This window comes from Stenotrophomonas sp. EMP41, from assembly GCF_047495535.1.
Lineage (GTDB): Bacteria > Pseudomonadota > Gammaproteobacteria > Xanthomonadales > Xanthomonadaceae > Stenotrophomonas > Stenotrophomonas sepilia.
Genome location: NZ_CP179923.1, coordinates 3,891,860 through 3,915,142, shown reverse-complemented (window position 1 = coordinate 3,915,142; position 23,283 = coordinate 3,891,860). Strand labels below are relative to the sequence as shown.

22 protein-coding genes are annotated in these 23,283 nt (G+C 67.6%); 13 read left to right on the top strand and 9 right to left on the bottom strand.

Annotation, left to right across the window (positions count from 1 at the left end; genetic code table 11):
• Positions 1-76: 76 nt before the first annotated feature.
• The 5 genes from ACMGRF_RS17975 to ACMGRF_RS17955 all read right to left on the bottom strand — a co-directional run bounded on the left by ACMGRF_RS17975 (position 77) and on the right by ACMGRF_RS17955 (position 6,778).
• Complete coding sequence (locus tag ACMGRF_RS17975) at positions 77-3,286, bottom strand: efflux RND transporter permease subunit (RefSeq protein ID WP_049415942.1); 3,210 nt, start codon at positions 3,284-3,286, stop codon at positions 77-79.
• A gap of 10 nt (positions 3,287-3,296) precedes the next feature.
• The gene (locus tag ACMGRF_RS17970; RefSeq protein ID WP_099485658.1) at positions 3,297-4,502 is read right to left on the bottom strand and encodes an efflux RND transporter periplasmic adaptor subunit; all 1,206 of its coding nucleotides are present in this window, start codon (positions 4,500-4,502) and stop codon (positions 3,297-3,299) included.
• On the bottom strand, positions 4,499-5,752 hold the full coding sequence (locus ACMGRF_RS17965; protein ID WP_414485449.1) for a TolC family protein: 1,254 nt from the start codon (positions 5,750-5,752) through the stop codon (positions 4,499-4,501). The genes ACMGRF_RS17970 and ACMGRF_RS17965 overlap by 4 nt, the downstream gene beginning before the upstream one ends.
• A gap of 56 nt (positions 5,753-5,808) precedes the next feature.
• Positions 5,809-6,147 (bottom strand): hypothetical protein, encoded by a 339-nt coding sequence (locus ACMGRF_RS17960; RefSeq protein ID WP_049415948.1) that lies wholly within the window; start codon positions 6,145-6,147, stop codon positions 5,809-5,811.
• A 241-nt stretch (positions 6,148-6,388) separates the two neighbouring features.
• Entirely contained in the window at positions 6,389-6,778 is a 390-nt protein-coding gene (locus ACMGRF_RS17955; RefSeq protein WP_111190436.1) for a RidA family protein, read from the bottom strand.
• Positions 6,779-6,886: 108 nt separating this feature from the next.
• Here ACMGRF_RS17955 and ACMGRF_RS17950 point away from each other — a divergent pair, with 108 nt between their 5' ends.
• Both ACMGRF_RS17950 and dnaQ read left to right on the top strand, forming a co-directional pair.
• Complete coding sequence (locus ACMGRF_RS17950) at positions 6,887-7,780, top strand: LysR substrate-binding domain-containing protein (protein WP_414485448.1); 894 nt, start codon at positions 6,887-6,889, stop codon at positions 7,778-7,780.
• 170 nt (positions 7,781-7,950) lie between these two features.
• Positions 7,951-8,460, top strand: a complete 510-nt coding sequence (gene dnaQ / locus ACMGRF_RS17945; RefSeq protein ID WP_049415953.1) for a DNA polymerase III subunit epsilon — start codon at positions 7,951-7,953, stop codon at positions 8,458-8,460.
• Between the two features lie 13 nt (positions 8,461-8,473).
• Here the strand turns inward: dnaQ and ACMGRF_RS17940 are convergent, their stop codons facing one another.
• A complete protein-coding gene (locus ACMGRF_RS17940; RefSeq protein WP_099494919.1) occupies positions 8,474-9,688 on the bottom strand; it encodes a nucleotide disphospho-sugar-binding domain-containing protein in 1,215 nt (404 codons plus the stop codon).
• Between the two features lie 280 nt (positions 9,689-9,968).
• Here ACMGRF_RS17940 and rpmB point away from each other — a divergent pair, with 280 nt between their 5' ends.
• The 6 genes from rpmB to uvrD all read left to right on the top strand — a co-directional run bounded on the left by rpmB (position 9,969) and on the right by uvrD (position 16,343).
• Entirely contained in the window at positions 9,969-10,205 is a 237-nt protein-coding gene (gene rpmB, locus ACMGRF_RS17935; RefSeq protein WP_005411638.1) for a 50S ribosomal protein L28, read from the top strand.
• A gap of 10 nt (positions 10,206-10,215) precedes the next feature.
• Positions 10,216-10,383 carry a 50S ribosomal protein L33 gene (gene rpmG / locus ACMGRF_RS17930; RefSeq protein WP_169411268.1) on the top strand — a complete coding sequence of 56 codons (168 nt, stop codon included), beginning with the start codon at positions 10,216-10,218 and terminating at the stop codon, positions 10,381-10,383.
• 498 nt (positions 10,384-10,881) lie between these two features.
• Entirely contained in the window at positions 10,882-11,130 is a 249-nt protein-coding gene (locus tag ACMGRF_RS17925; RefSeq protein ID WP_032960654.1) for a hypothetical protein, read from the top strand.
• 125 nt (positions 11,131-11,255) lie between these two features.
• The gene (cls, locus tag ACMGRF_RS17920; RefSeq protein ID WP_164284095.1) at positions 11,256-12,674 is read left to right on the top strand and encodes a cardiolipin synthase; all 1,419 of its coding nucleotides are present in this window, start codon (positions 11,256-11,258) and stop codon (positions 12,672-12,674) included.
• Between the two features lie 45 nt (positions 12,675-12,719).
• Entirely contained in the window at positions 12,720-14,141 is a 1,422-nt protein-coding gene (locus ACMGRF_RS17915; RefSeq protein WP_414485447.1) for an FAD/NAD(P)-binding protein, read from the top strand.
• 9 nt (positions 14,142-14,150) lie between these two features.
• Positions 14,151-16,343: a DNA helicase II gene (gene uvrD / locus ACMGRF_RS17910; RefSeq protein WP_049438282.1), complete on the top strand. Its 2,193-nt coding sequence runs from the start codon at positions 14,151-14,153 to the stop codon at positions 16,341-16,343.
• Between the two features lie 107 nt (positions 16,344-16,450).
• Here uvrD and ACMGRF_RS17905 read toward each other — a convergent pair whose 3' ends face one another.
• Entirely contained in the window at positions 16,451-17,188 is a 738-nt protein-coding gene (locus ACMGRF_RS17905; RefSeq protein ID WP_049415962.1) for a hypothetical protein, read from the bottom strand.
• Positions 17,189-17,297: 109 nt separating this feature from the next.
• Between ACMGRF_RS17905 and ACMGRF_RS17900 the strand changes: the two genes are divergently transcribed.
• Both ACMGRF_RS17900 and ACMGRF_RS17895 read left to right on the top strand, forming a co-directional pair.
• Positions 17,298-17,624 (top strand): low molecular weight protein tyrosine phosphatase family protein, encoded by a 327-nt coding sequence (locus ACMGRF_RS17900; RefSeq protein ID WP_049415964.1) that lies wholly within the window; start codon positions 17,298-17,300, stop codon positions 17,622-17,624.
• A gap of 106 nt (positions 17,625-17,730) precedes the next feature.
• Positions 17,731-18,285, top strand: a complete 555-nt coding sequence (locus ACMGRF_RS17895) for a hypothetical protein (protein ID WP_180880122.1) — start codon at positions 17,731-17,733, stop codon at positions 18,283-18,285.
• Positions 18,286-18,333: 48 nt separating this feature from the next.
• Here the strand turns inward: ACMGRF_RS17895 and ACMGRF_RS17890 are convergent, their stop codons facing one another.
• Positions 18,334-18,480: a hypothetical protein gene (locus tag ACMGRF_RS17890; protein ID WP_162838146.1), complete on the bottom strand. Its 147-nt coding sequence runs from the start codon at positions 18,478-18,480 to the stop codon at positions 18,334-18,336.
• Between the two features lie 183 nt (positions 18,481-18,663).
• Between ACMGRF_RS17890 and ACMGRF_RS17885 the strand changes: the two genes are divergently transcribed.
• Positions 18,664-19,110, top strand: coding sequence for a universal stress protein (locus tag ACMGRF_RS17885; protein WP_005420335.1), 447 nt, complete (start codon positions 18,664-18,666; stop codon positions 19,108-19,110).
• 172 nt (positions 19,111-19,282) lie between these two features.
• Here the strand turns inward: ACMGRF_RS17885 and ACMGRF_RS17880 are convergent, their stop codons facing one another.
• Positions 19,283-19,573, bottom strand: coding sequence for a DUF2782 domain-containing protein (locus tag ACMGRF_RS17880; RefSeq protein ID WP_049413173.1), 291 nt, complete (start codon positions 19,571-19,573; stop codon positions 19,283-19,285).
• 98 nt (positions 19,574-19,671) lie between these two features.
• On the opposite strand from ACMGRF_RS17880, the gene polA reads away from it, so the two are divergent.
• Together polA and ACMGRF_RS17870 are read left to right on the top strand one after the other, a co-directional pair.
• Positions 19,672-22,446, top strand: coding sequence for a DNA polymerase I (gene polA / locus ACMGRF_RS17875; protein WP_134709179.1), 2,775 nt, complete (start codon positions 19,672-19,674; stop codon positions 22,444-22,446).
• A 354-nt stretch (positions 22,447-22,800) separates the two neighbouring features.
• Positions 22,801-23,280, top strand: coding sequence for a DUF421 domain-containing protein (locus tag ACMGRF_RS17870; protein WP_414485446.1), 480 nt, complete (start codon positions 22,801-22,803; stop codon positions 23,278-23,280).
• Positions 23,281-23,283: the final 3 nt, after the last annotated feature.

Below are 23,283 nucleotides of genomic sequence, written 5' to 3'. Positions count from 1 at the left end.
CAGTGCCGGCCAGCGGCCGGCACTACCAGGGATCGGAAAAACGGGGTCGGATCACAGGATCCGACCCCGTGGTCTGTCATCCCACCGCCCGCGGCTTGGCCACCCTCGCCGCAAACGTCGGCAGCACCAGCAGGGTCAGCACGGTGGCGGTGATCAGGCCACCGATCACCACCGTCGCCAGCGGCTTCTGCACTTCCGCACCGGAACCGCTGGCAATCGCCATCGGGATGAAGCCGACGATTGCCACCAGTGCCGTGGTCAGCACCGCGCGGATGCGACTGGAAGCACCGTTGATCGCTGCCTGCAGCGGCAGGTCACCGGCGTCCAGGCGCTCGCGGATCGCCTGCATCAGCACCAGGCCGTTCAACGTGGCCACGCCGGAGACGGCGATGAAGCCGACCGCCGCCGACACCGAGAACGGCATGCCCCGCAGCAGCAGCGCGAGGATGCCGCCGACCAGCGCCAACGGCACGCAGCTGAACACCAGAATGGCTTCCTTGCCACTGCGCAGGGCCATGAACAGCAGGCTGCCGATCAGGAGGAACACAACGGGTACCACCGTCGCCAGCCGCTTCTCGGCGCGCTGCAGGTTCTCGAACTGACCGCCCCAGGTCAGGTAGGCACCCGGCGGCAGCGCCACGTCGGCCACCGCGGCCTGCGCCTCGCCGACGAAGCCGCCCAGATCGCGGCCGCGCACGTTGGCCTGCACCACCACGCGGCGGCTGCCGTTGTTGCGGCTGATCTGGTTCGGCCCTTCGCTGACCGTGATGCGCGCCACCGACGACAGCGGAATCACCAGCCCTGATGGCGTGGCGATCGGCAGCGACGCCAACTGATCCGGATCGTTGCGCGCGGCATCATCCAGGCGCACCACCACGTTGAAGCGGCGGTCGCCTTCGAAGATCTTGCCCGCCGCGGTACCGCCGATGCCGGTGGACAGCGCATCACTCACATCCGCCGCAGTCAGCCCGTACTGCGCCGCCGCCACGTGGTCGATGGCCACGTTGAGCGTGGGCAGGCCGGAGATCTGCTCCACCCGCACGTCGGCCGCGCCGTTCACCGCACGCAGCTTCAGCGCCACCTGGTCGGCCACCTTCTGCAGCTGGCTGAAGTCATCGCCGAAGATCATTACGGCCAGGTCGGTACGCACGCCGGAAATCAGCTCGTTGAAGCGCAGCTCGATCGGCTGGCTGAACTCGAAACTGTTGCCCAGCTGCTGCCCAGCCAGCGTTTCGAAGCGGGCCACCAGCGCGTCCTTGGCCAGCGTCGGATCGGGCCAGTCCTTGCGTGGCTTCAGCACGATCACGCTGTCGGAAATGTTGGTCGGCATCGGGTCGATGGCCGCCTCGGCGGTACCGGTGCGCGAGAACACGGTTTCCACTTCCGGCTGCTTGGCAATCACCTTTTCCAACGCCAGTTGCATGGCCAGTGACTGCTCCAGCGAGGTCGACGGCACGCGCAGGGCCTGCATCGCCACGTTGCCTTCGTCCAGCGTCGGCATGAACTCGCGGCCCAGCAGCGAGAACGAACCGATGCCCACCACCACCATCATCACCGCACTGGCCACTACCGTGCGCGGATGCGCCACGGCCTTGCGGATCACCGGCTCGATGCGCGCACGCAGCACGCGGATCAGCCTGGTTTCGTGCTCGCCATCGTCAGCATGTGCGTCACCTTCTTTCACCTTGGGCTCGCGCACCAGCAGCGCGGCCATTGCCGGCACGAAGGTGAAGGAGAACAGGAAGGCACCGACGAGGGCCAGCATGAACGTGGCCGCCATCGGGTGGAACGTCTTGCCCTCCACGCCCTCCAGCGTGAGGATCGGCGCGAACACCAGCAGGATGATCAGCTGGCCGAACGCCGCCGGTCGCGCCATTTTCAGCGCTGCATCGGCGGCCACGCGTAGCCGTTCCATCGCGGTCAGCGCACGGCCCAGTTCGGCGCGGCGCTGGCCCAGCATCAGCAGCGTCGACTCGACCACGATCACTGCACCGTCCACCAGGATGCCGAAGTCCAGTGCACCCAGGCTCATCAGGTTGCCGCTGATGCCGAAGCGGTTCATGCCGATTACCGCGAACAGGAACGACAGCGGAATCACCAGCGCGGTGATGGTGGCCGCACGCAGGTTGCCCAGCAGCAGGAACAGCACCACCACCACCAGCAACGCGCCCTCGGTGAGGTTCCTGGCCACGGTCTTGATGGTGGAATTGACCAGCACGCTGCGGTCCAGCACCGGCGCGGCCACGATGTCGGCCGGCAGCGATTTGTTCACCTGTTCCAGGCGCGCCGCCGCGGCCTGGGCCACGGTGCGGCTGTTGCCACCGGCGATCATCAGCGCGGTGCCCAGCACGGCCTCATGGCCGTTGCGGCTGGCCGCACCCAGCCGCGGCGCGCGGCTCAGTTCCACAGTGGCCACATCGGCCACGCGTACCACCACGCCATTGCGGGTGGCCACCGGCGCCTGCGCCAGGTCGTCGGTGGTCAGCGCCAGGCCATCGGCACGTACCACCAGGCCCTCGCCGGCACGCTGTACGAAGCCGGCACCGGCCTGCACGTTGGAACGCTGCAGGGCAGTGACCAGGTCGGCCAGGCCGAGGCCATGCGCGGCCAGTTTGGCGCTGTCCGGATGCACGCCGTACTCCTTGACGTAGCCGCCGACCGTATCGACACCGGCCAGCCCCGGGCTGGAGCGCATCTGCGGCGCGATGATCCAGTCCTGCACGGTGCGCAAGTAGGTGGCGCGCTCTTCCGGTGTACGCAGCAGGTTGCCTTCCGGCGTGCGGTAGACCTCGCCGGCCTGCCAGCCCGCTTCATCGGGTTTGGCCAGTTTGGCCGGATCGAACGCGGTGAAGTCCACTGTCCACATCAGCACCTCGCCGAGGCCGGTGGTGACCGGCGACAGCATCGGCGAGGCACCATCGGGCAGGTCTTCCGATGCCTCGCGCATGCGTTCGGCCACCTGCTGGCGGGCGAAGTAGATGTCGGTGGCATCGGTGAAGATCGCGGTGACCTGCGAGAAGCCATTGCGCGACAGCGAACGCGTGGTGGTCAGGCCGGGAATGCCGGCCAGCGCGGTTTCCAGCGGATAGGTCACCTGCCGTTCGATCTGCTCCGGGGTCAGTGCAGGGGCCACCGTGTTGATCTGCACCTGGCGGTTGGTGATGTCCGGCACGGCGTCGATCGGCAGCTTGCCCAGCTGGAACAGGCCCACGGCGGCGATCAGCGCCGCCATGAACACCACCAGCCAGCGGTGGCGCACCGCTGTTTCAATGATCAGCTTGAACATGGTCGCCTCCTCAGTGGCCGTGCTCGGCTTCGCCCTTGGCCAGCTCGGCCTTGAGCAGGAAGGCGTTGGCACCGACGATGCGCTCGTTGCCGCTCAGGCCACCGAGGATCTCGATACGATCACCGGCACGGCGCCCGGCCAGCACCGGCTGCGCCTTGAAGCCACCTTCGACGGCGACGAACACCGCGCTGCTGCCATCAACGTTCTGCACCGCATCGGCGGGCACGCTGAGCGAACCGTCCTGGCCTTCGGTGACCACCACAGCCGAGACCGGCGAACCGGCCGGCGGCAGCGACGCATCCACCGGCGTGGCGCGGATCACCGCGACGCCGCCCTGCTGCCGCACATCGGCGGCCGCACCGGTGACGGTCGCGGTGAAGCTGCCCCCCGGCACGCTGACTTCCAGCTTCATGCCGGGCATGACCTGTGCCGCCAGCGCTGGCGGTGCGGTGAACACCAGCTCGTTCATCGACGGGTCGGCGACGTCGGCCACCGCACTGCCGGCGGCGACCACACCGCCCGGAGTGACCTGCACGTTGCCGACGATGCCGGCCACCGGGCTGGTGATGCGCACGCGGCCACTGGCATCGGGCGCACCGTTGGCAGCGGCCTGGGCCTGCGCGGCAGCGGCCTGGGCCTGTGCCGCCAGCGACCGTGCGCGCGAGGCTTCCATCTCCTGGCGGGCGACCACGCCCTGGTCGACCAGCGCCTTGTCGCGGCCATAGGCCAGGCGCGCGGCCTCGGCCTCGGCGGAGGCGGCCAGCGCATTGGCGCGGAACACCGCTGCCTCGCCACTGACCACGATGGCCAGCGCCTGGTTCTGCTTCACTGCGGTGCCCGGTGCGACCAGCACGCGTTCGACGCGGCCGGTCACGGTCGACGCCACCGAGGCGCGTGCACCGACCGACGGTTCGACCCGGCCGGACAGGCGCGTGGAGCCGCCGCCACCGCGACCGACCGCGACCACTTCGATACCGGACGCCTTGATCTGCTCAGGGGTCAGCTGCACGACACCCTCATCGGCCTCGGCGGGCGCCTTTGCGGATTCGGCCTTGGCCTCCTTGCTGTCGGCGGCATGGCCGTGGCCATCGTCGGTGCCGGCCTTGGCCGCAGCCAGGTCTTCATTGGCAGGTGTCTGCGCGTTGCCGGCGCAGCCGGCCAGCAGCGCGGTCAGCAGGAGGCCGCCGATCAGGGGGAAGGAACGGGACAGGGTCATGGGGCCTCCACAAAGGGTGCGCGCCCTTCAAGGCGGGCAAGATCGATTTCCGCGCCGACGCGCGACAGGCGCGCATCCACGGCGGCGGCGCGGGCGGTGATGAGGGCGCTGCGCGTGCTGCGCAGTTCCAGCTGCGAGATGCGCCCGGCGTCGAAGCCGATGCGGGCCAGGCGATACGCCTCTTCGGCGGCGACCACGCTTTCATCGGCGGCGCGGGTACGGCTGCCGGCGGCCTTCAAACCGGCCACGGCGGAGAGGCGTGCCGCCTCGCTGTCGCGGCGCTGCTGGTCCAGGCGTGCCTCGGCCGCGCGCTGGTCGGCATTGGCGGCGCGGATGCCTCCGCGGTTGCGGTCGAACAGCGGGATGCTGAGGCTGACCCCGAGGTTGTAGGCACGCTCGCCCCCCTCGCGGAAGCGGGTCTGCGCGGCAGTGACGCTCAGTTCGGGCAGGGCGCGCTTGCGCTCCACGTCGACCTGCTTGCCCGCCGCATCCGCTTCGGCTTCGGCGATGCGCACCGCCAGTGCGGTATCGGTGGCACCGCGCGGCAGCGGCGGCGCACGGTCGAGCAGGCTGTCACCGATCGACTGCACCGGCGCATCCAGCAGTGCAGCACCGGCCAGGCGTGCCAGCGCGGCATCGCGGAAGGCCTGCGCCTCATCCAGCGCGGCGCTGGCATTGGCCACTTCGCTCTGTGCCTGCACCGCACGCAGCTGCGGTTCGCGGCCCTGCCTGACCATGGCGTTGACGGCGTTGGCGTCGGCGCGGGTCAGTGACAGGGCTTCTTCGGCCAGGGTGTAGCGGCGCAATGCACTCTCCGCCTGTGCATAGACCACCGCCAGCTGGCTGGCCACATCGCTGCGGCTCTGCGCGCCACGCAGGTTGGCCGCCTGTGCCTCGGCGCGGGCCGCACGGACGCGCGCGCCGCGCTGGCCCCAGACCTCCAGCGGCTGGGACAGGGTGAGCACGGTATCGGCCCTGCCCATGCCGCCGTAGGAGCCGGTGCCCCAGGCATTTTCAGCCGAGTAGGAGAGGGAAGGGTTGGGCAACGCGCGGGCCTGGTCGGCGCGCGCATCGGCGGCCTCGGCCAGCGCCGCACCGACGCGGGTGCCGGGCAGCTGGTCCAGGCGTTCAAGCAGGGTGTCATAGGAAGGGGCGGCTTGCGCCATCACCGATGCCGCTGGGGCCAGGCCCAGCAACACGGCGACGACCCGCCCGGCCGCACGCAGCGACCGAGGTGTCAGGATCGACATAGGGGGATTCCGGTTGTGAGTGAAACGGGAGCCCGCAATCGCGGGACGCGCTCAACTCACGCCCGGGGGGGACGCGTCAATTCATCCTGGGCGACCGCATAGGTCGCCGCGTCGCCGGCATTCATCCAGCGCGCCGGCAGCGGCGCACCGAAGGCGGCGAGGGTGCTGGCCGGCAGGCTCAGGTTGGAGTGGTGGCAGTGGTTGTGGCTGCAGGCACCGGCGTGCTTGCCGTCACTGTCACCCTCGGCATCGTTGGCGTTGCTTTCCACGTGCACCGCAGTGGTGTCGTGCGGCTCGACCGCGCAGGCCAGCACGTCGGCCACCGGCACGACCACGAATGCCGCCATCAGCAGCATCATCAGGTACGTACGCAGTTGGCGGGTGATCCGGCGCATGGACGGGAGGCTAGCAAGCGGTTTTCGCCGGATACAATATCAATGGCCGCCTCGGGAATACGTCGGAATCTCCCGTTCAGCTGGGCCGGGCGCGGGGTCGGATCCCTTTCCTCCGGAAAGGGCTCTGACCCCACCACATCGTTCGGGTGCGCCGCGCACATGTGCTCTGGTAGGTGTCGACCTTGGTCGACACGCTTTTCGACCCCACCGCGTTGCCGGCCAGCGGCCGGCACTACCCGTATCACGGCAGCTTCGCGATCACCTTGATCTCGAACTGGAACCCATACAGCCAAGTCACACCGATACCGGTCAGGGTCGGGTGCGGCGCCTCGCCCCAGTACTCGGGCACGATCGCCCAGGCCTTCTCAAAGTTCTTCTCCGGATCGACCAGGAACACGGTCACGTCGATCACGTCATCGAAGGTGCAGCCGGCGGCAGCCAACACCGCATTGAGATTCTCGAAGGCGCGGCGCACCTGGGTTTCGAAGTCCGGCTCGGGCGAACCGTCCTCGCGGCTGCCGACCTGGCCGGAGACGAACAGGAAGCCATCGGACCGGATCGCCGGCGAGTAGCGGTTGCGCGCGTACAGGGCCTGGCGGCCGGTGGGGATAACGACATCACGCTGTGACATGGGGAAGATCCCGAGGGAGAAAACGCCATCCTCCGCGCCAGCGCTGTCTGGATAAACCGCGATGATCAGCCTAGATTGATTGCTGATTCCAAACAATCATGGCCCGCCATGGACCGTTTCGAGGCGATGCGGGCGTTTGCCCGCGTGGTGGAAACCGGCAGCTTCACCCGTGCCGCGCAGACCCTGCAGATCAGCCGCACCACGGCCACCCAGCTGGTGCAGCAGCTGGAGGCGCACCTGCGGCTGCGCCTGCTCAACCGCACCACGCGCCGGGTCAGCGTCACCGCCGACGGCGCGGCCTATTACCCGCGCATCGCCCGGCTGCTGGCCGAGCTGGACGAGGTGGAAGGCGGGCTGGGCGATGCGGCTGCCCAACCGCGCGGGCGCCTGCGCGTGGATGTGCCCGGACCGTACGCACGGCTGCGGCTGGTGCCGGCGCTGCCGGAGTTCCAGGCGCGCTACCCGGAGATCCAGCTGGACATCGGCGTGAGTGACCGCGAGGTCGATGTCATCGCCGACAACGTCGACTGTGTGATCCGGGGTGGCACCCCGGCCGACCCGGCACTGGTGGCGCGACCGCTCGGCGCGCTGCTGATCGGTTTCCACGCCAGTCCGGGCTATGTGCAGCGCTTCGGCCTGCCGACCGACCCGCGCGCGCTCGAAGGACCCGACCACCACATGGTCGGCTTCCTCAGTCCGCGCAGTGGCCGCGCACGCGTGTTCGTTGCACGCCGCGGCGATGAGCGCATCGAGGTGCAGGGCCGCTACACGGTCGGTTTCGACGACGGCAATGCCTATCTGGCTGCAGCGCTGGCGGGCCTGGGCGTGGTGGCGCTGCCCAGCTACATGGCCGAACCGCACGTGGCGCGTGGTGAGCTGCTTCCGGTGCTGCAGGAGTGGCAGCTGCCGCCGATGCCGATGCACGTGATGTTCCCGCCGAACCGGCATATGAGCCAGCGGTTGCGGGTGTTCATCGATTGGGTGGTGGAAGCGCTGGGCTGATCGCGCGCGCGCATCTGTAGAGCCGAGCCCACGCTCGGCTGCTTCTGGCACCAGCGCTCAAGGCCCGCGCTTCGCGCGTGAGCCGAGCGCGGGCTCGGCTCTACAGAGGGAGCTTCCTGCGGCAGGCATGCGAAAATCATCGCGGCACGCAACAGGAACCATCGCCACGCATGAATCGCATCGTCGCACTGGACACCGAAACCACAGGCATCTCCCATCGCCTGGGGCATCGGGTGATCGAAATCGGTGCCGTCGAACTGATCGATGGTCAGCTCAGCGGCCGCCAGTTCCACACCTACCTGCAGCCGCAGCGCAGGGTCGACTGGGGTGCACAGCGCGTGCATGGCATCAGTGATGCGATGCTGGTGGGCAAGCCACTGTTTTCCAGCAAGGCCGCCGAACTGCTGGACTTCTTGCGCGGCAGCGAGATGGTCGCGCACAACGCCACCTTCGATGTGGGCTTCCTGGACAACGAGCTGCGTCTGTCTGGTATTCCCGGCACGCTGGCCCAGCATTGCCGCATCACCTGCAGCCTGAAGCTGGCGCGCGGGCGCTGGCCCGGCCAGGGCAACAAGCTGGACGATGTGCTGCAGCGCCTGCGCATTCCCAGCCAGCGCGGCCTGCACGGCGCGCTCAAGGATGCCCATCTGCTGGCGCAGGTGATTCCGCACCTGCGCTGAGGCCTGGCCGCTGTTACACCGGCCGTAACCAGCGCTCGATCATCGCCACGCCACAGGCCACCCCGTCCTCATGGCTCATCGCCACGCCCAGGGCCGCCGCGCGTGCGCGTGTTGCGTCGGTTTCAACGAAGGTGATGGCTGCCGCCAGCGTTGCTGCATCCAGTCGCTTCGGTGACAACGGTGCCGGTGCCACGCCCAACCGATACAGGCGATCGGCCCAGAAGAACTGATCCGCGGCGAACGGCATCACCAGCGAGGGAATGCCGGCGCGGCAGGCCGAATGCGTGGTGCCGCTGCCACCATGGTGGATGGCGAGTGCGCAACGCGGGAACAGCGCTTCGTGTGGGGTCGGCCCCAGTACGAAGACCGAATCGGGCAAGCGCATCGCAGGCAGTCCCACCCAGCCAGGAAACAGCAGCACCCGGCGTGGCGCGAGCGCCTGCAGCAGGGCCGGCAGCACGCGCTCACGATCAAACCCGGTCATGCTGCCAAAGCCCAGGTACACCGGCGGCGGCCCGGCATCGAGGAAGGCCTGCAGATCGACCGGGGGCGTCCACGGCGCATCAGGAAGCCGCCATTGGCCACAGACGATGTGGTCGGCCGGCCAGTCCGCCGGTGGCGGCATCAGCTGCGGCGAGATGCCATAGAGCATCGGCAGGCCGGACCACAACGCGCGGCGCGGCGATTGCCCCGACTGCTCGCGTGCCGCGTTGATCGGCTGGCGGAACTGGCGCCAGATCAGGCCGTTGACCAGCCCATAGCTGGCGCGGTTCAACCAGCCCGGCGAGCGTCCCGGTGGCAGGAACGGAGAGCGGAAGGCCCGCGTCGGGGTCAGCGGGATCATGCCGGTGCCCATGACCGGCATTCCGCGGCGTTCGCCCACGCTCATGCCGACGAAGGCCGCCAGTCCGCCGGTCAGAATCGCATCGCAGCCTTCTGCGGCCGCATCGGCCTGGCGCATCCAGCCGCTGACATGCTGCAGCGCCATCCGTGCCAGACCGGAACTGGCGGCGGCAACACCGTTGCCACGCGACACCAGAGCGACCACTTCGTCATGGATGTCGCCCTCAAGGGCCGCGTGGGGCACATCCAGGGCCTGCGCGCTGCCCAGGGTGCCGCCATCGGCCAGCAGTGTCACCGCGTGGCCTGCGCCGATCAGCCCATGGCAGAGCATGGCCAGCGGGCGCGTATCGCCTTCGGTTCCGTAGGTCAGGGCCAGCAGCCGCATGGAAAGCTCCGCAGTGATCCGGGCCAGTATGCCGGTTGGCGAAGTCCCCCCGGCCCCGCCGGTTCTGCCCCGCCTGTGGGTAACTTGCGCAAGTGCTTGAACCCGTGCATAATGCGCGGCTCGCTGTGTCCGGTTTTCTACCGGGCGGCGCCCCCGGGAGCACGTCCCCGGCCGCCCAACGCCAGCGTAACCCTTTGATTCTCTTGACGTGTGGTGGGCAACCATCGAGGCCGCCGTCGCCCGGGCTACGGGCTGACAACTACTACTATCGAGGTGCGCAATGTCCCGCGTATGCCAGGTTTCCGGCAAGCGAGTGCAGACGGGTAACAACGTCTCGCACGCCAACAACAAGACCCGTCGTCGTTTCCTGCCGAATCTGCACGAGCGCCGTTTCTGGGTGGCCAGCGAGAACCGCTGGGTCAAGCTTCGTGTTTCCGCGCATGCACTGCGCACCATCGACAAGAACGGCATCGATTCCGTTCTGGCTGAGCTGCGTGCGCGCGGCGAAAAGGTCTGAGGAGTAAAGCATCATGGCAGGCAAGCGCGATAAGGTCCGTATGATTTCCTCGGCCGGTACCGGCCACTTCTACACGACCGACAAGAACAAGAAGAACACCCCGGGGAAGATGGAATTCCTGAAGTACGATCCGGTCGTGCGCAAGCACGTCCTGTACAAGGAAGGCAAGATCAAGTAATCCGCACGGATTGCTGGTCCCCGCGAAGAAACCCGCCCTTGTGGCGGGTTTTTTCATGTCTGGCATTCGGGTGGTGGGTACTTCCTGCATTGCCGTGGTGGGTGCCGACCGTTGGTCGGCACTGCAACACTTCCCGCGCAGGCTGTCGCCAATGGCGCCGTGCGCGGAACGATGGGCCGAATGCGATAAGTGATTGTGCCTACCGGTTCCGGCACTTCGCGCGCTCCAAATCGATTGGAACGACAGGCCCTGCCGTGCCCATGATGGCGAGCCGCTGCGGTTGCAGCGGTCGGGCTTGCAATCCCGTCGAATCGGTAGCCAGTAAACTCGCCCGCCGTTGCCGGAAAAACTCCGCCGACGGCGGGCGACCCATCTGCCTCTTTGGCGGACGGTGCGTGGGGGCTTCGCGCCCGCCGGTTTGGTGGCTACCGTTCCCGGTATTGCAACCACGCATCGTCCGCCACCTTCACGGTGGCCAGATCCGTTGAAGGAGGTTGCATGAACACCCCATCCCACCGGCAGGACCTGGAACTGGGCTGGCTGCGCCTGCAGCGCATGCTGCAAGGCATCGAGGGCATGGCGCTGCTGCTGTGCGACCACCATCTGGCACTGGCCAACGGCGCGCCGTCGCCGCTGCCGGAGGCGCAGTTGGAGCGGGCCGCACAGGCCATTGCCTGCATGGCGCTCAACGGCCGCCGCCATGCCGACGCGGTGCGGCAGCTGTGCGAGGTGCCGGTGCGGCATTGATCCATCCTGTAGAGCCGAGCCCACGCTCGGCTGCTGTGCGGTCGGACCGGAAGGCCGTCGAGCGCGGCTCGACTCCACAAAGGCCGGTGGGCAGAATGGCCCATCACCTCCCGACGGGCGACACGATGCTGTTCGAGTGGTTGCTGGGTTCCTACCTGCTGCTGATCGACTGGCTGATCCGGCTGGTTGCGCTGTGCTGGATTCCCACCCGCACCACGCCGGGGGCGGCGCGCAGCTGGCTGCTGCTGGTCGGCTTCGTGCCGCTGCTGGGCCTGCCGCTGTACCTGCTGTTCGGCCACCCATGGCTGTCGCGCGAGCGCATCCGCCGCCAGGCCGAGGCCTCGCAGGTCATCCGCGAGGAACAGGCGCTGCAGCATCGCCTGCGCTGGACACCGCAGCCGGACACCGCCAGCGCCGAGATCGTGCCGCTGGTGCAGCGCCAGGGCGACTTCATGCCCGTGCACGGCAACGCGGTCGATCTGCTGACCGACTACGACGAATCGCTGCACACGCTGATCGCCGATATCGACCAGGCCGAAGACCGCGTGCACCTGCTGTACTACCTGATGTTCGACGACGCGGTGGGCGAGGCGATCGTCGAGGCTCTGCAGCGTGCGGCTGCACGTGGCGTGCAGTGCCGCGTGCTGCTCGACGCGGTGGGCGCCAAGCGCGGCCTGCGCGCCTATCGCAAGCGCCTGCAGGCGCGCGACATCGAAGTGCGCGCGATGCTGCCCGGTGGCCTGCGCTGGCGCCGCAGCGGGCGCATGGACCTGCGCAACCACCGCAAGATCGCGGTGATCGACAACGAAGTGGCCTATGTCGGTTCGCAGAACCTGGCCGGCCCGCAGTTCGTGCCCGGCCACCCGAACCGCGAACTGGTGGCGCGCGTGCGTGGCCCGGCCGTGGCGCATCTGGAAGCGGTGTTCGCCAGCGACTGGTACATGGAAACCGGCCAGCGCCTGGACGTGATCGCCGATGTGCCCGAGTGCAGCGACGACATCGCCACCCAGCTGCTGCCCAGCGGCCCCGCCTATCCCTACAGCAACGCACGCGATGCGGTGGCGGCGCTGATCCACCTGGCGCGGCGCCGGCTGGTGATGGTCACCCCGTATTTCGTGCCCGACGAAGCCACCCTGAGCGCCCTGCGCATTGCGGCCTTGTCCGGCGTGCAGGTGCAGCTGATCCTGTCGGCCAGCAACAACCAGCGGCTGACCTCGTGGGCGCAGGAGGCCTACTACGACGAGCTGCTGCGCTGTGGCGTGCGCATCGCGCTGTACGAGCCGCAGTTCCTGCATGCCAAGCACATGAGTGTGGACGAGGACATCGCCGTGCTCGGCTCGATCAACATGGACATCCGCTCATTCGCGCTGAATGCCGAGATCGGCCTGATCTGCTACGACCGTGCGCTGGTGCAGCAGCTGTGTGCGATCGAGGACGGCTACCTGCGTCAAGCGCGGCAGCTGGATCTGCAGCAATGGCGCAGCCGCCCCACATGGCGGCGCAGCCGCGAAGGCATCGCACGGCTGGCCGATGCGTTGATGTGAGGCGGCGGCAACCGCCCGCTTCGGCAACCCGGCCCGTCATCGCCGATGGCCTACAATCGGCGCATGACTGATTCACCGCGTAAGGGCGAACTGGACCTGGCAATCATCGGTGGTGGTGCGGCCGGGGTGCTGGTGGCGATCCAGGTACTGCGCCAGGCCCAGGCGCCGCTGGCGCTGGCCATCTTCGAGCCGGCTTCGCAGCTGGCGCAGGGCATCGCCTATGCCACGCCGTGGCCGGAGCACCTGCTGAACGTGCCGGCGGCGAAGATGAGTGCGTTTGCCGACCAGCCCGGCGATTTCCTCGACTACCTGATGGCCGCCAACGCCTACCCGGGCGAGGCGCGCGAGTTGCTGGGCGAGCGTTACGTATGCCGCCACTACTTTGCGGCCTACCTGCAGCAGCGCCTGCAGGAGGCTGCCGCAGCCAGCCCGGCGCAGCTGCAGGTGATCGCGCAGCCGGTGCTGGGCCTGCAGCCGGATGACCATGGTTACCGGCTGCTGCTGGGCGATGGCCAGACGCTGCACGCCACACAGGCGGTGCTGGCCACTGGCAACAGCATGCGTCCGCTGCCGGTGGCCGGTGCCGATGCGCTGCCTGCCGATGACGTGATCGAGGCCTGGGACTACGACGGCGTACGCACCCTGGCCGGTGAGCAGGCCGTGGCCATTGTCGGCTCCGGCCTGAGCATGGCCGACACCGTGCTGGCGCTGGTTGCCGCCGGCCACACCGGCCCGCTGCACGTGATCTCGCGCCATGGGCTGCTGCCGTTGCCGCATGCGCATGGCGGCCTGCCCGCGTTCGACCCGGCTGCGCTGCTGCCGATGAGCCTGCGCCAGCGCCTGCGCGCGTTGCGCGGGTTCGCGCGCCAGGCGCAGGCCGACGGCCTGCCGTGGCAGGGCGTGATGGACCGCATCCGTCCGCACGGGCAGGCGCTGTGGTGCAGCCTCGACGCGGCCGACCAGCGCCGCTTCCTGCGCCATGTGGTGCGCTACTGGGACGTGCATCGCCACCGCATCGCCGAAGAGGTGGATGCGCAGCTGCAGTCCCTGCAGGACAGCGGCCAACTGCGCATCCATCGGTCCCGCCTGCAACGCGTCGGCCGCGAAGGCGATGCCCTGCGGCTGTCGGGTCGCGATGCCACCGGCAATGAACAGCAATGGACGATCAGCGGGGTGATCAACGCTACCGGCGTGGAAACCCGCGCTAGTGCGCTGCGCAACCCGCTGCTGCAGCAGCTGCAGGCCGATGGCCTGGCCCGCCCCGGCCCGCATGGGCTGGGCCTGGACAGCACGGTGCCGGGCGACCGCCTGCGCACCGAGGGAGGCCAGCCGCAGGCACGGCTGGGCGTACTCGGCAGCCTGCGCATCGGCAGCCTGTGGGAAAGCCTGGCGGTGCCTGAACTGCGTCAGCAGGCGCAGGCACTGGCCACCCAGGTGGTCGCAGGAGCCGCGACGGCGATGCCGTAAAATGGGGGCATGGATGTCTCCCACCTGCTTGATGGCCTGAACCCGGCCCAGCGCGAAGCCGTCTCCGCTCCCCCCGGCCACCACCTGGTGCTGGCCGGTGCCGGTTCCGGCAAGACCCGCGTACTCACCCACCGCATCGCCTGGCTGCATGAAGTCGACGGCGTGCCGACCCACGGCATTTTCGCGGTGACCTTCACCAACAAGGCGGCCGGCGAAATGCGCCACCGCATCGACGCACAGCTGCCCAACGGCAGCCGTGGCATGTGGATCGGCACCTTCCACGGCCTGGCCAACCGCCTGCTGCGCCTGCACTGGCAGGACGCCAAGCTGCCCGAAGGCTTCCAGGTGATGGATTCGGACGACCAGCTGCGGCTGGTCAAGCGCGTGGTGCAGGCGCTGGAGCTGGACGACGGCAAGTACCCGCCCAAGCAGATCGCGTGGTGGATCAACGCGCAGAAGGACGAAGGCCGCCGCCCGCAGCACATCCAGCCCGAACCGCACGACGCGTGGCTGGAAACCATGCGCCAGGCCTACATCGAGTACCAGGCGCGCTGCGACCGCGCCGGCCTGGTCGACTTCGCCGAGCTGCTGCTGCGCGCGCATGAACTGCTGCGCGACAACCCGGCGCTGCTGGCGCACTACCGCGCCCGCTTCCGCGAGATCCTGGTGGACGAGTTCCAGGACACCAATGCCATCCAGTACGCCTTCGTGCGCGTGCTGGCCGGCGATTCCGGCCACGTGTTCGTGGTCGGCGACGATGACCAGGCCATCTACGGCTGGCGCGGCGCCAAGGTCGAGAACGTGCAGGGCTTCCTGCGCGATTTCCCGGGCGCGCAGACCATCCGCCTGGAGCAGAACTACCGCTCCACCGCCAACATCCTCGGCGCCGCCAATGCGGTGATCGCGCACAACCCGGATCGCATCGGCAAGCAGCTGTGGACCGACAGCGGTGACGGCGAGCCGATCGACCTGTACGCCGCGTACAACGAGATGGACGAGGCGCGCTACATCGTCGAGCGCGCCCGCCAGTGGGTGCGCGACGGTGGCAGTTACACCGAAGTGGCCGTGCTCTATCGCAGCAACGCGCAGTCGCGCGCGCTGGAAGAAGCGCTGCTGAGCGAGCAGGTGCCGTACCGCGTGTATGGCGGCATGCGCTTCTTCGAGCGTGCCGAAATCAAGGACGCGCTGGCCTACCTGCGCCTGCTGTCCAACCGCAACGATGACGCCGCCTTCGAGCGCGCGGTCAACACGCCGACGCGTGGCATCGGCGACCGCACGCTGGACGAAGTGCGCCGCGAGGCGCGCGCGCAGGGCATCTCGCTGTGGGAAGCAACGATGCTGGTCACCCAGGGCAACGCGCTGGCCGCGCGCGCGCGCAATGCACTGGCCGGCTTCCTGGGACTGGTCAACGAGCTGCAGGCGCAGACCGTGCACATGACCCTGGCCGAGCGCGTGGACCACGTGCTGGCCCGCTCGCAGCTGCGCGAGCACTGGAGCAAGGAAAGCCGCAATTCGCTGGATTCGGAATCGCGCACCGACAACCTCGACGAATTGGTCTCGGTCGCCTCGCGCTTCGTGCGCCGCGCCGACGACATCGAGGAAGTGGGCGAGGACATGGACGAGCTGGTCGCGTTCCTGGCCTATGCCGCGCTGGAGGCCGGCGAGGGCCAGGCGCAGGCCGGCGAGGACGGTGTGCAGCTGATGACCCTGCATTCGGCCAAGGGCCTGGAATTCCCGCTGGTGTTCCTGGCCGGCCTGGAAGAAGGCCTGTTCCCCAGCGCACGTTCGCTGGAGGAAAGCGGGCGATTGGAAGAAGAGCGCCGCCTGGCCTACGTCGGCATCACCCGCGCGCGCCAGAAGCTGGTGCTGAGCTACGCCGAATCGCGCCGCATCCACGGCCAGGACAACTACAGCCTGCCGTCGCGCTTCCTGCGCGAGATTCCGCGCGAGCTGCTGCACGAAGTGCGTCCGAAGGTGCAGGTCTCGCGGCCGGCCTCGATGGGCGCCAGCCGGGTGATGGGCCATGCCTCGATCGAGGCGCCGCCGCTCAAGCTCGGCGCACTGGTCACCCATCCCAAGTTCGGCGAAGGCATGGTGACCGACTACGAAGGCAGCGGCGCGCACGCCCGCGTGCAGGTCGAATTCGCCGACGCCGGCAGCAAGTGGCTGGTGATGGCCTACGCCAACCTGACGGTGATCTGATCACCGTCGGGGGGCGGGAATTCCTGTAGAGCCGAGCCCATGCTCGGCTGCTTCTGGCGGGAAAGAGCAGCCGAGCATGGGCTCGGCTCTACAACAGCGGTCGGCTGTCAGCCGATGGTGAATGTCTCCACGGCTGCCACCAACCCGGCGCGGTCCATCGCTTCTTCATCCTGGCGGTTGCGGATCAGCACGTAGTGGTCTTCCGCCGGCGACAGTGCCTCGATCACCTCGCCACGGTAGTTGGTGATCTCGATGAAGCCGTTGCTCACTCCGCTAACGTTGTCGATCTCCGCTATCAATGTCTCCAGACTCACAATGGCACCGTCCTTGTCCGTGCCGCCACCAGTGCGGGGATTGTCGAAGTACACGCTGATCTTCGGCTGCTTGGTCCTATGCCAGTTGTTGACGTCAACGATGTGATGTGTGGACCACTTGAAGTCCTCTGCTGATTCGTTGCCGTTGAACTCACACCGGAAGATCGGCAGGCACAGGAACAGCCCCGTGCGCTTCTCGATCCGATTCAGAAGTCCGTGATAGGTGCTGGGAACCGCCATCGCATGAGTGAACCCATAGGCGTTGGAAGGAATCTCGAAGATCGTTGGCCCATCATGTGAAAGATGGTGCGGTGCGTTCAGTACAACGCTGGCGGCGAATTCCGGATCATCGACATTCTTGGACGCGATCGCGAGGTCATGTCCCTTGGCATTCCTCACGCAGCAATAGAGTACGTACGTCGCGACTACGTACTTGCAGAAGTAGCAGCCGTAGATTTCGGCCACCTCTCCGAACGTCGTTAACAGGTCATCCTTGGTAATCATGGGAATCCGGGCGGTGGAAAAACCCATGATGGCCTTTCGAGTGTTTTCCCGCCATGCAACTTGACCGAATGTACCTGAGTGGGGTCAGAGCCCCTTTCCGTTGGAAAAAGGAGTCCGACCCCGATACGCTGCGGGCATGACCCGCAACGTGCTCTTCCTCTGCAGTCAGAACCGCCTGCGCAGCCCGACGGCCGAGCAGGTATTCGCCGGTTGGCCGGGCATCGAGACCGCCTCGGCCGGGCTGCTGGCCGATGCCGAGGAAGTGCTCAGCCCCGAGCTGCTGCAGTGGGCGGATATCGTGTTCGTGATGGAGCGCGCCCACCGCAACCGGCTGTCCAGCCGCTACAAGGCATGGCTGAACGGCAAGCGGGTGATCTGCCTGGATATTCCGGATGACTACGAGTACATGGACCCGGTGCTGGTGGAACTGCTGAAGCGCAAGGTCACGCCGTTCCTGCGTTGACAGGCTGTTGTAGAGCCGAGCCCATGCTCGGCTGCTTTTCCGGCCAGAAGCAGCCGAGCATGGGCTCGGCTCTACAATAGGCGGCACTTCTTTCAGGAACGCTCCCATGACCGAACCCGCGCTGCACGTCACCGTGACGTTGAATGCCCGGCTGCAGCCCGAACATCGCCACGAACTGTTCGAGGACCCACTCGATGCGCTGCTGCAGGCGGCCAATGTCGGCGAGATCACCGGCGGCGGCACGGCGATGTCCGACCTGGGTGAGGTGGAATACGGCGATATCGAAGTGGCGCTGGTCGATGCCGATGGCGTGCCCAAGCTGATCGACCTGCTGGAACAGCTGGGTGCACCGAAGGGTTCGCAGCTGCAGGGGGCTGGTGAGGCCGACCGTAGTTTCGGCGTGACCGAGGGCCTGGGCATCTACCTGGATGGCCTGAACCTGCCGGACGACGTCTACGAACAGTGCGACTCCAACCACGTGTTCGAGCAGCTGTCCGAGCGCATTGATGGCCTGGGTGAGATCTGCAGCTGGTGGCAGGGCCCGAGCGAGACCGCGCTGTACATGTACGGCCAATCGTTCGAGGCGATGCGCGATGCGATTGCCGAATTCGTGGGCAGCTATCCGCTGTGCCAGAACGCACGCGTGGTGCAGATCGCCTGAGACGTTCAATTGTGGAGCCGAGCATGGGCTCGGCTCTACAGAACCAGGTTATCGGCCGGCTGACTGCCGGGCGTTGTCGCGCTGGGCAAGATCCTTGCCCAGGTAATAGCCGCCGCAGAACAGGGCGAAGATGGCGGCGAGGCTCCACAGGATGATCCTGAGGGTGCTTTGTGATGTCGGCTTGCTGTCCTGCATCAACGTTCTCCCGGGGCGGCCCGATACCGCTGGGTCAGCATGCGCCGCGGTCAGTGAGTACGCAAGCCGGTAGTGCGCACAGGCCGCTGCACGGCGCCGGATTGATCCTGCTCAAGGCGCCGCCTGCACATCCGGTGTGCAATGGTGGCGTTCCCATCTGGCAGACCGCCACGGAGCCCCACCATGTACAAGCGCATCCTGATTGCCACCGACGGCTCCGAGCTGGCCGACAAGGGCCTGGCCAAGGGCCTGGAACTGGCCAAGGACCTCAATGCCGAGGTCGATATCGTGACTGTCTCCGAGCCGTGGGCCGTCGGCATGTACGACGCCATGGGCTGGAGCGTGGGCTACATGAACAGCCCGGAATACAAGGCTGACCGCGAGGAAGGCGCGCAGAAGGTGCTGCAGCCGGCGCTGGCCAAGGCCGCCGAGCAGGGCATCACCGCCAACCCGGTGCACGTGCTGGACCGCTACGCGGCCGACGGCATCATCGAGACGGCGGCAGAGCGCAACAGCGACCTGATCGTGATGACCTCGCACGGCCGCCGGGGCGTGACCCGGGTACTTCTGGGCAGCCAGACTGCCGAGGTGCTGGCGCGCAGCACGCTGCCGGTGCTGGTCATCCGCTGATCCACACCCGCAGATTCAAGCGTTCCCGGGGAGGGGACCCGACGCCGGCCGCAGGATGCGCGCCGGCGTTGCTTTTTTTGTGGGGGGATCGGCGGCCGTGCCGATGGCTTCGAGGGGGTCAGAGCCCTTTCCTGTGGAAAGGGATCCGACCCCGGTCACAACCCCGGTCACCTCACCAGCTGTACAGCTTCCAGTACACCGGCGACACGCCGTCCTTGTCGTTGTCGAATCGGCCATCGCCGTTCTTGTCGTACATGTAGAACGGGGCACCGCGCGACGGCGTCACCTTGACCATGCGCAGCTGGCCGGACACACGGTATTCCTCGATGACATCGCCGTTGTCCATGGTGCGCTTGGAGACATCGGCGCCCTTGACGTCCACCGGGGGAGCACCTGCGCCACCCATGCTGGCGCAGCCAGCGAGCAGGAGCAGGAGCAGGGAAGCCAGCATCAGGGTCTTCATCGGCGGGGGCCTTTGCCTGGAGAGAGCCCTGATTATGCCCCATCGCCAGGTGCGTGCCGTGTCGTCGCGGTGCAGGCACGGGCGCGTAGAATCGGCGCATGAGCAGATTAGTCCTGATCGACGGGTCCAGTTACCTGTACCGCGCGTTCCACGCGCTGCCGCCCCTGTCCAATGCACAGGGTGAGCCCACCGGCGCGCTGTTCGGCGTGGTCAACATGCTGCGTTCGACGCTGAAGGAGCGCCCGGCCTACGTCGCGTTCGTGGTCGATGCGCCCGGCAAGACCTTCCGTGATGACCTGTACGACCAGTACAAGGCCAACCGCCCGCCGATGCCCGATGAGCTGCGCAGCCAGGTCGAGCCGATGTGCCGCATCGTCGAAGCGCTGGGCATCAGCATCCTGCGCATCCCCGGCGTGGAAGCCGACGATGTGATCGGCACGCTGGCGCTGCAGGGCCTGGCGCAGGACCTGAAGGTGACCATCTCCACCGGGGACAAGGACTTCGCCCAGCTGGTGCGCCCGGGCATCGAGCTGGTCAACACCATGACCGGCAGCCGCATGGATTCCGACGCGGCGGTGATGGACAAGTTCGGCGTGCGCGCCGATCAGATCGTCGACCTGCTGGCGCTGATGGGCGACGCGGTCGACAACGTGCCGGGCGTGGAGAAGTGCGGGCCGAAGACCGCTGCCAAGTGGCTGGCCGAGTACCAGCACCTGGACGGGGTGATGGCGGCCGCGCCGACCATGAAGGGCAAGATCGGCGAGAACCTGCGCGCCGCGCTGGAGCGCCTGCCGCTGAACCGCGAGCTGGTGACCATCCGCACCGATGTGGAACTGGAGGCCAGCCCGACCACGCTGGCGCTGCGCGAGCAGGACGTGCCGGAGCTGACCGAACTGTATACGCGCTACGGCTTCACCCAGGCGCTGAAGGAACTGGGTGCGCCTGTGCCGGCGCCGGCAGCGGCCAGCGAGGCCACCCCGAGCCTGCGCGGTACCGCGGCCGGCTTCGCACGTGGCAGCGTCGAGGCGCCCGCCGCCGGCACGCTGGATCCGGCACTGTCCGCGCCGGGTGAATACGAGACCGTTCTGACCGCCGAGCAGCTGCAGGCCTGGGTCGAACGCCTGCAGCAGGCCGACCTGATCAGCTTCGACACCGAGACCGACGCACTGGATGCGATGCGCGCGCGCCTGGTCGGCATCAGCCTGGCGGTCGAGCCGGGCAGGGCGGCCTACATTCCGGTCGGCCACGATTACCCGGGTGCGCCGGCCCAGCTGCCGATGCAGCAGGTGCTGGACGCACTGCGCCCGGCGCTGCAGGACCCGGCGAAGAAGAAGCTGGGCCAGCATGGCAAGTACGACCTGCATGTGCTGCGCCGCCACGGCGTGGACGTGCGGGGCTACCACGACGACACCATGCTCGAGAGCTTCGTGCTCAACTCCACCGCCACCCGCCACGACATGGATTCGCTGGCCCTGCGTTACCTGGGCTACAGCACCATCAAGTTCGAGGACGTGGCCGGCAAGGGCGCCAAGCAGATCCCGTTCTCGCAGGTGGGCATCGACGAAGCCAGCCGCTATGCGGCCGAAGACGCCGACATCACCCTGCGCCTGCATCGCGCGCTGCAGCCGCAGCTGCTGGCCGAGTCGGCGCTGGACAGCGTGTACCGCGACATCGAGATGCCGCTGGTGCCGGTGCTGGCCAGTATCGAAGCCAATGGCGTGCGGATCGACACCGACGAACTGCGCCGGCAGAGCCAGGACCTGTCCTCGCGCATGCTGGCCGCGCAGCAGAAGGCCACCGAGCTGGCCGGCCGCAGCTTCAACCTGGATTCGCCCAAGCAGTTGCAGGCGGTGCTGTTCGACGAGCTGAAGCTGCCGGCGGTGGTGAAGACCCCGAAGGGCCAGCCCAGCACCAACGAAGAGGCGCTGGAGGCGATTGCCGACCAGCATGAACTGCCGCGGGTGATCCTCGACTACCGCGGATTGGCCAAGCTGCGCAGCACCTACACCGACAAGCTGCCGGAGATGGTCAATCCGGACACCGGCCGGGTGCACACCAGCTACCACCAGTCCGGCGCCGCTACCGGCCGCCTGTCCTCGTCGGACCCGAACCTGCAGAACATCCCGATCCGCACCGAGGACGGTCGTCGCATCCGCCGCGCGTTCATCGCCCCGGAGGGCTGCCAGCTGCTGGCCGCCGACTATTCGCAGATCGAGCTGAGGATCATGGCGCACCTGTCCGAGGACCCGGGCCTGGTGCGCGCCTTCGAGCAGGGCGCCGACGTGCACCGTGCCACCGCCGCCGAGGTGTTCGGGCGCACGCTGGAGGAGGTGACCCCGAACGAGCGCCGCGCCGCCAAGGCGATCAACTTCGGCCTGATGTACGGCATGAGCGCCTTCGGCCTGGCCCGCAACCTGGGCATCGACCGCGGCCAGGCGCAGGATTACGTGGCGCTGTACTTCAGCCGCTACCCGGGCGTGCGCGACTTCATGGAACGGATGCGCCAGCAGGCCCGCGACCAGGGCTATGTGGAAACCCTGTTCGGCCGCCGCCTGTACCTGAACGACATCCACGCCCGCAACCAGGGCCTGCGTGCCGGGGCCGAGCGCGCCGCGATCAACGCGCCGATGCAGGGCACAGCCGCCGACATCATCAAGCGCGCGATGGTGGATGTGGACCAGTGGCTGCGCGACAGCGGGGCACCGGCACGGATGATCCTGCAGGTGCACGATGAACTGGTGTTCGAAACCGAAAGCAGTTTCGTCGAAGACTTGCGCTTGCAGGTGGTGGAACGCATGTCGCAAGCGGCCAAACTGCGGGTGCCGCTGGTGGTCGACACGGGCGTCGGCAGCAACTGGGATGAAGCGCACTGACCGCATTCCGGGCCGAAAACGACGTGAATTTGTTCATGAGTCGGGGGTTTCTGACTCGACCATGAATGTTGCCCCGATTGAATTTCATTAAATGGGGCCCCTTCACGAACCGTTAGTGTTCGGAGTGCTTCTATAACTCCCGACAGGCGCAATGCCTGTTGTGGATCTCTCCCATCCCCTGGAGCAGATCTCGGAACGGGGACTCCTCCCCAAGTGCCCGTTCCCCGGCCCCGTTGACCTCCCCCTGGTCAGCGGGGCTTTTTATTTGTGCCGATGGCATACCCCGGGCGCTGATGGGGCAAAGGGATCTGACCCCAGGTGCTAGGCTGGGCCACCGTTCCGCAGGGGAAGACCATGCCCGACCTGTTCGCCCTGGCCATGCCGTGGTGGGAATTCATCCTGCGCGCGGTGGTGGTCTACGTCGTGGTGCTGGGCATGGTCCGGCTGGGCGGCAAGCGGGCTCTGGGGCAGATCACGCCGTTCGAAGTGCTGCTGATCGTGCTGCTGGGCAACGCGGTGCAGAACGCGCTGCTGGGCACGGATACCTCGCTGGGCGGCGGCCTGCTGCTGGCGGCGACCCTGATCCTGCTGAACTACGGGGTGGGCTGGCTCACCACCCGGAATCGGCGCATGGAGCGGTTGATCGAAGGAGAACCCACCGTAATCGCGCGCGATGGTCGCCTGTTCGAGGCGGTACTTCGCCGCGAGCTGATCAGCCGCGCCGACTTCGATGCCGCGCTGCGCCAGCAGGGCGGGCTGCAGATTGAAGATGTGCAGATTGCCCTGCTGGAGACGACAGGGCACATCACCATCATCGCGCGGAAGGGCAGCTGACCA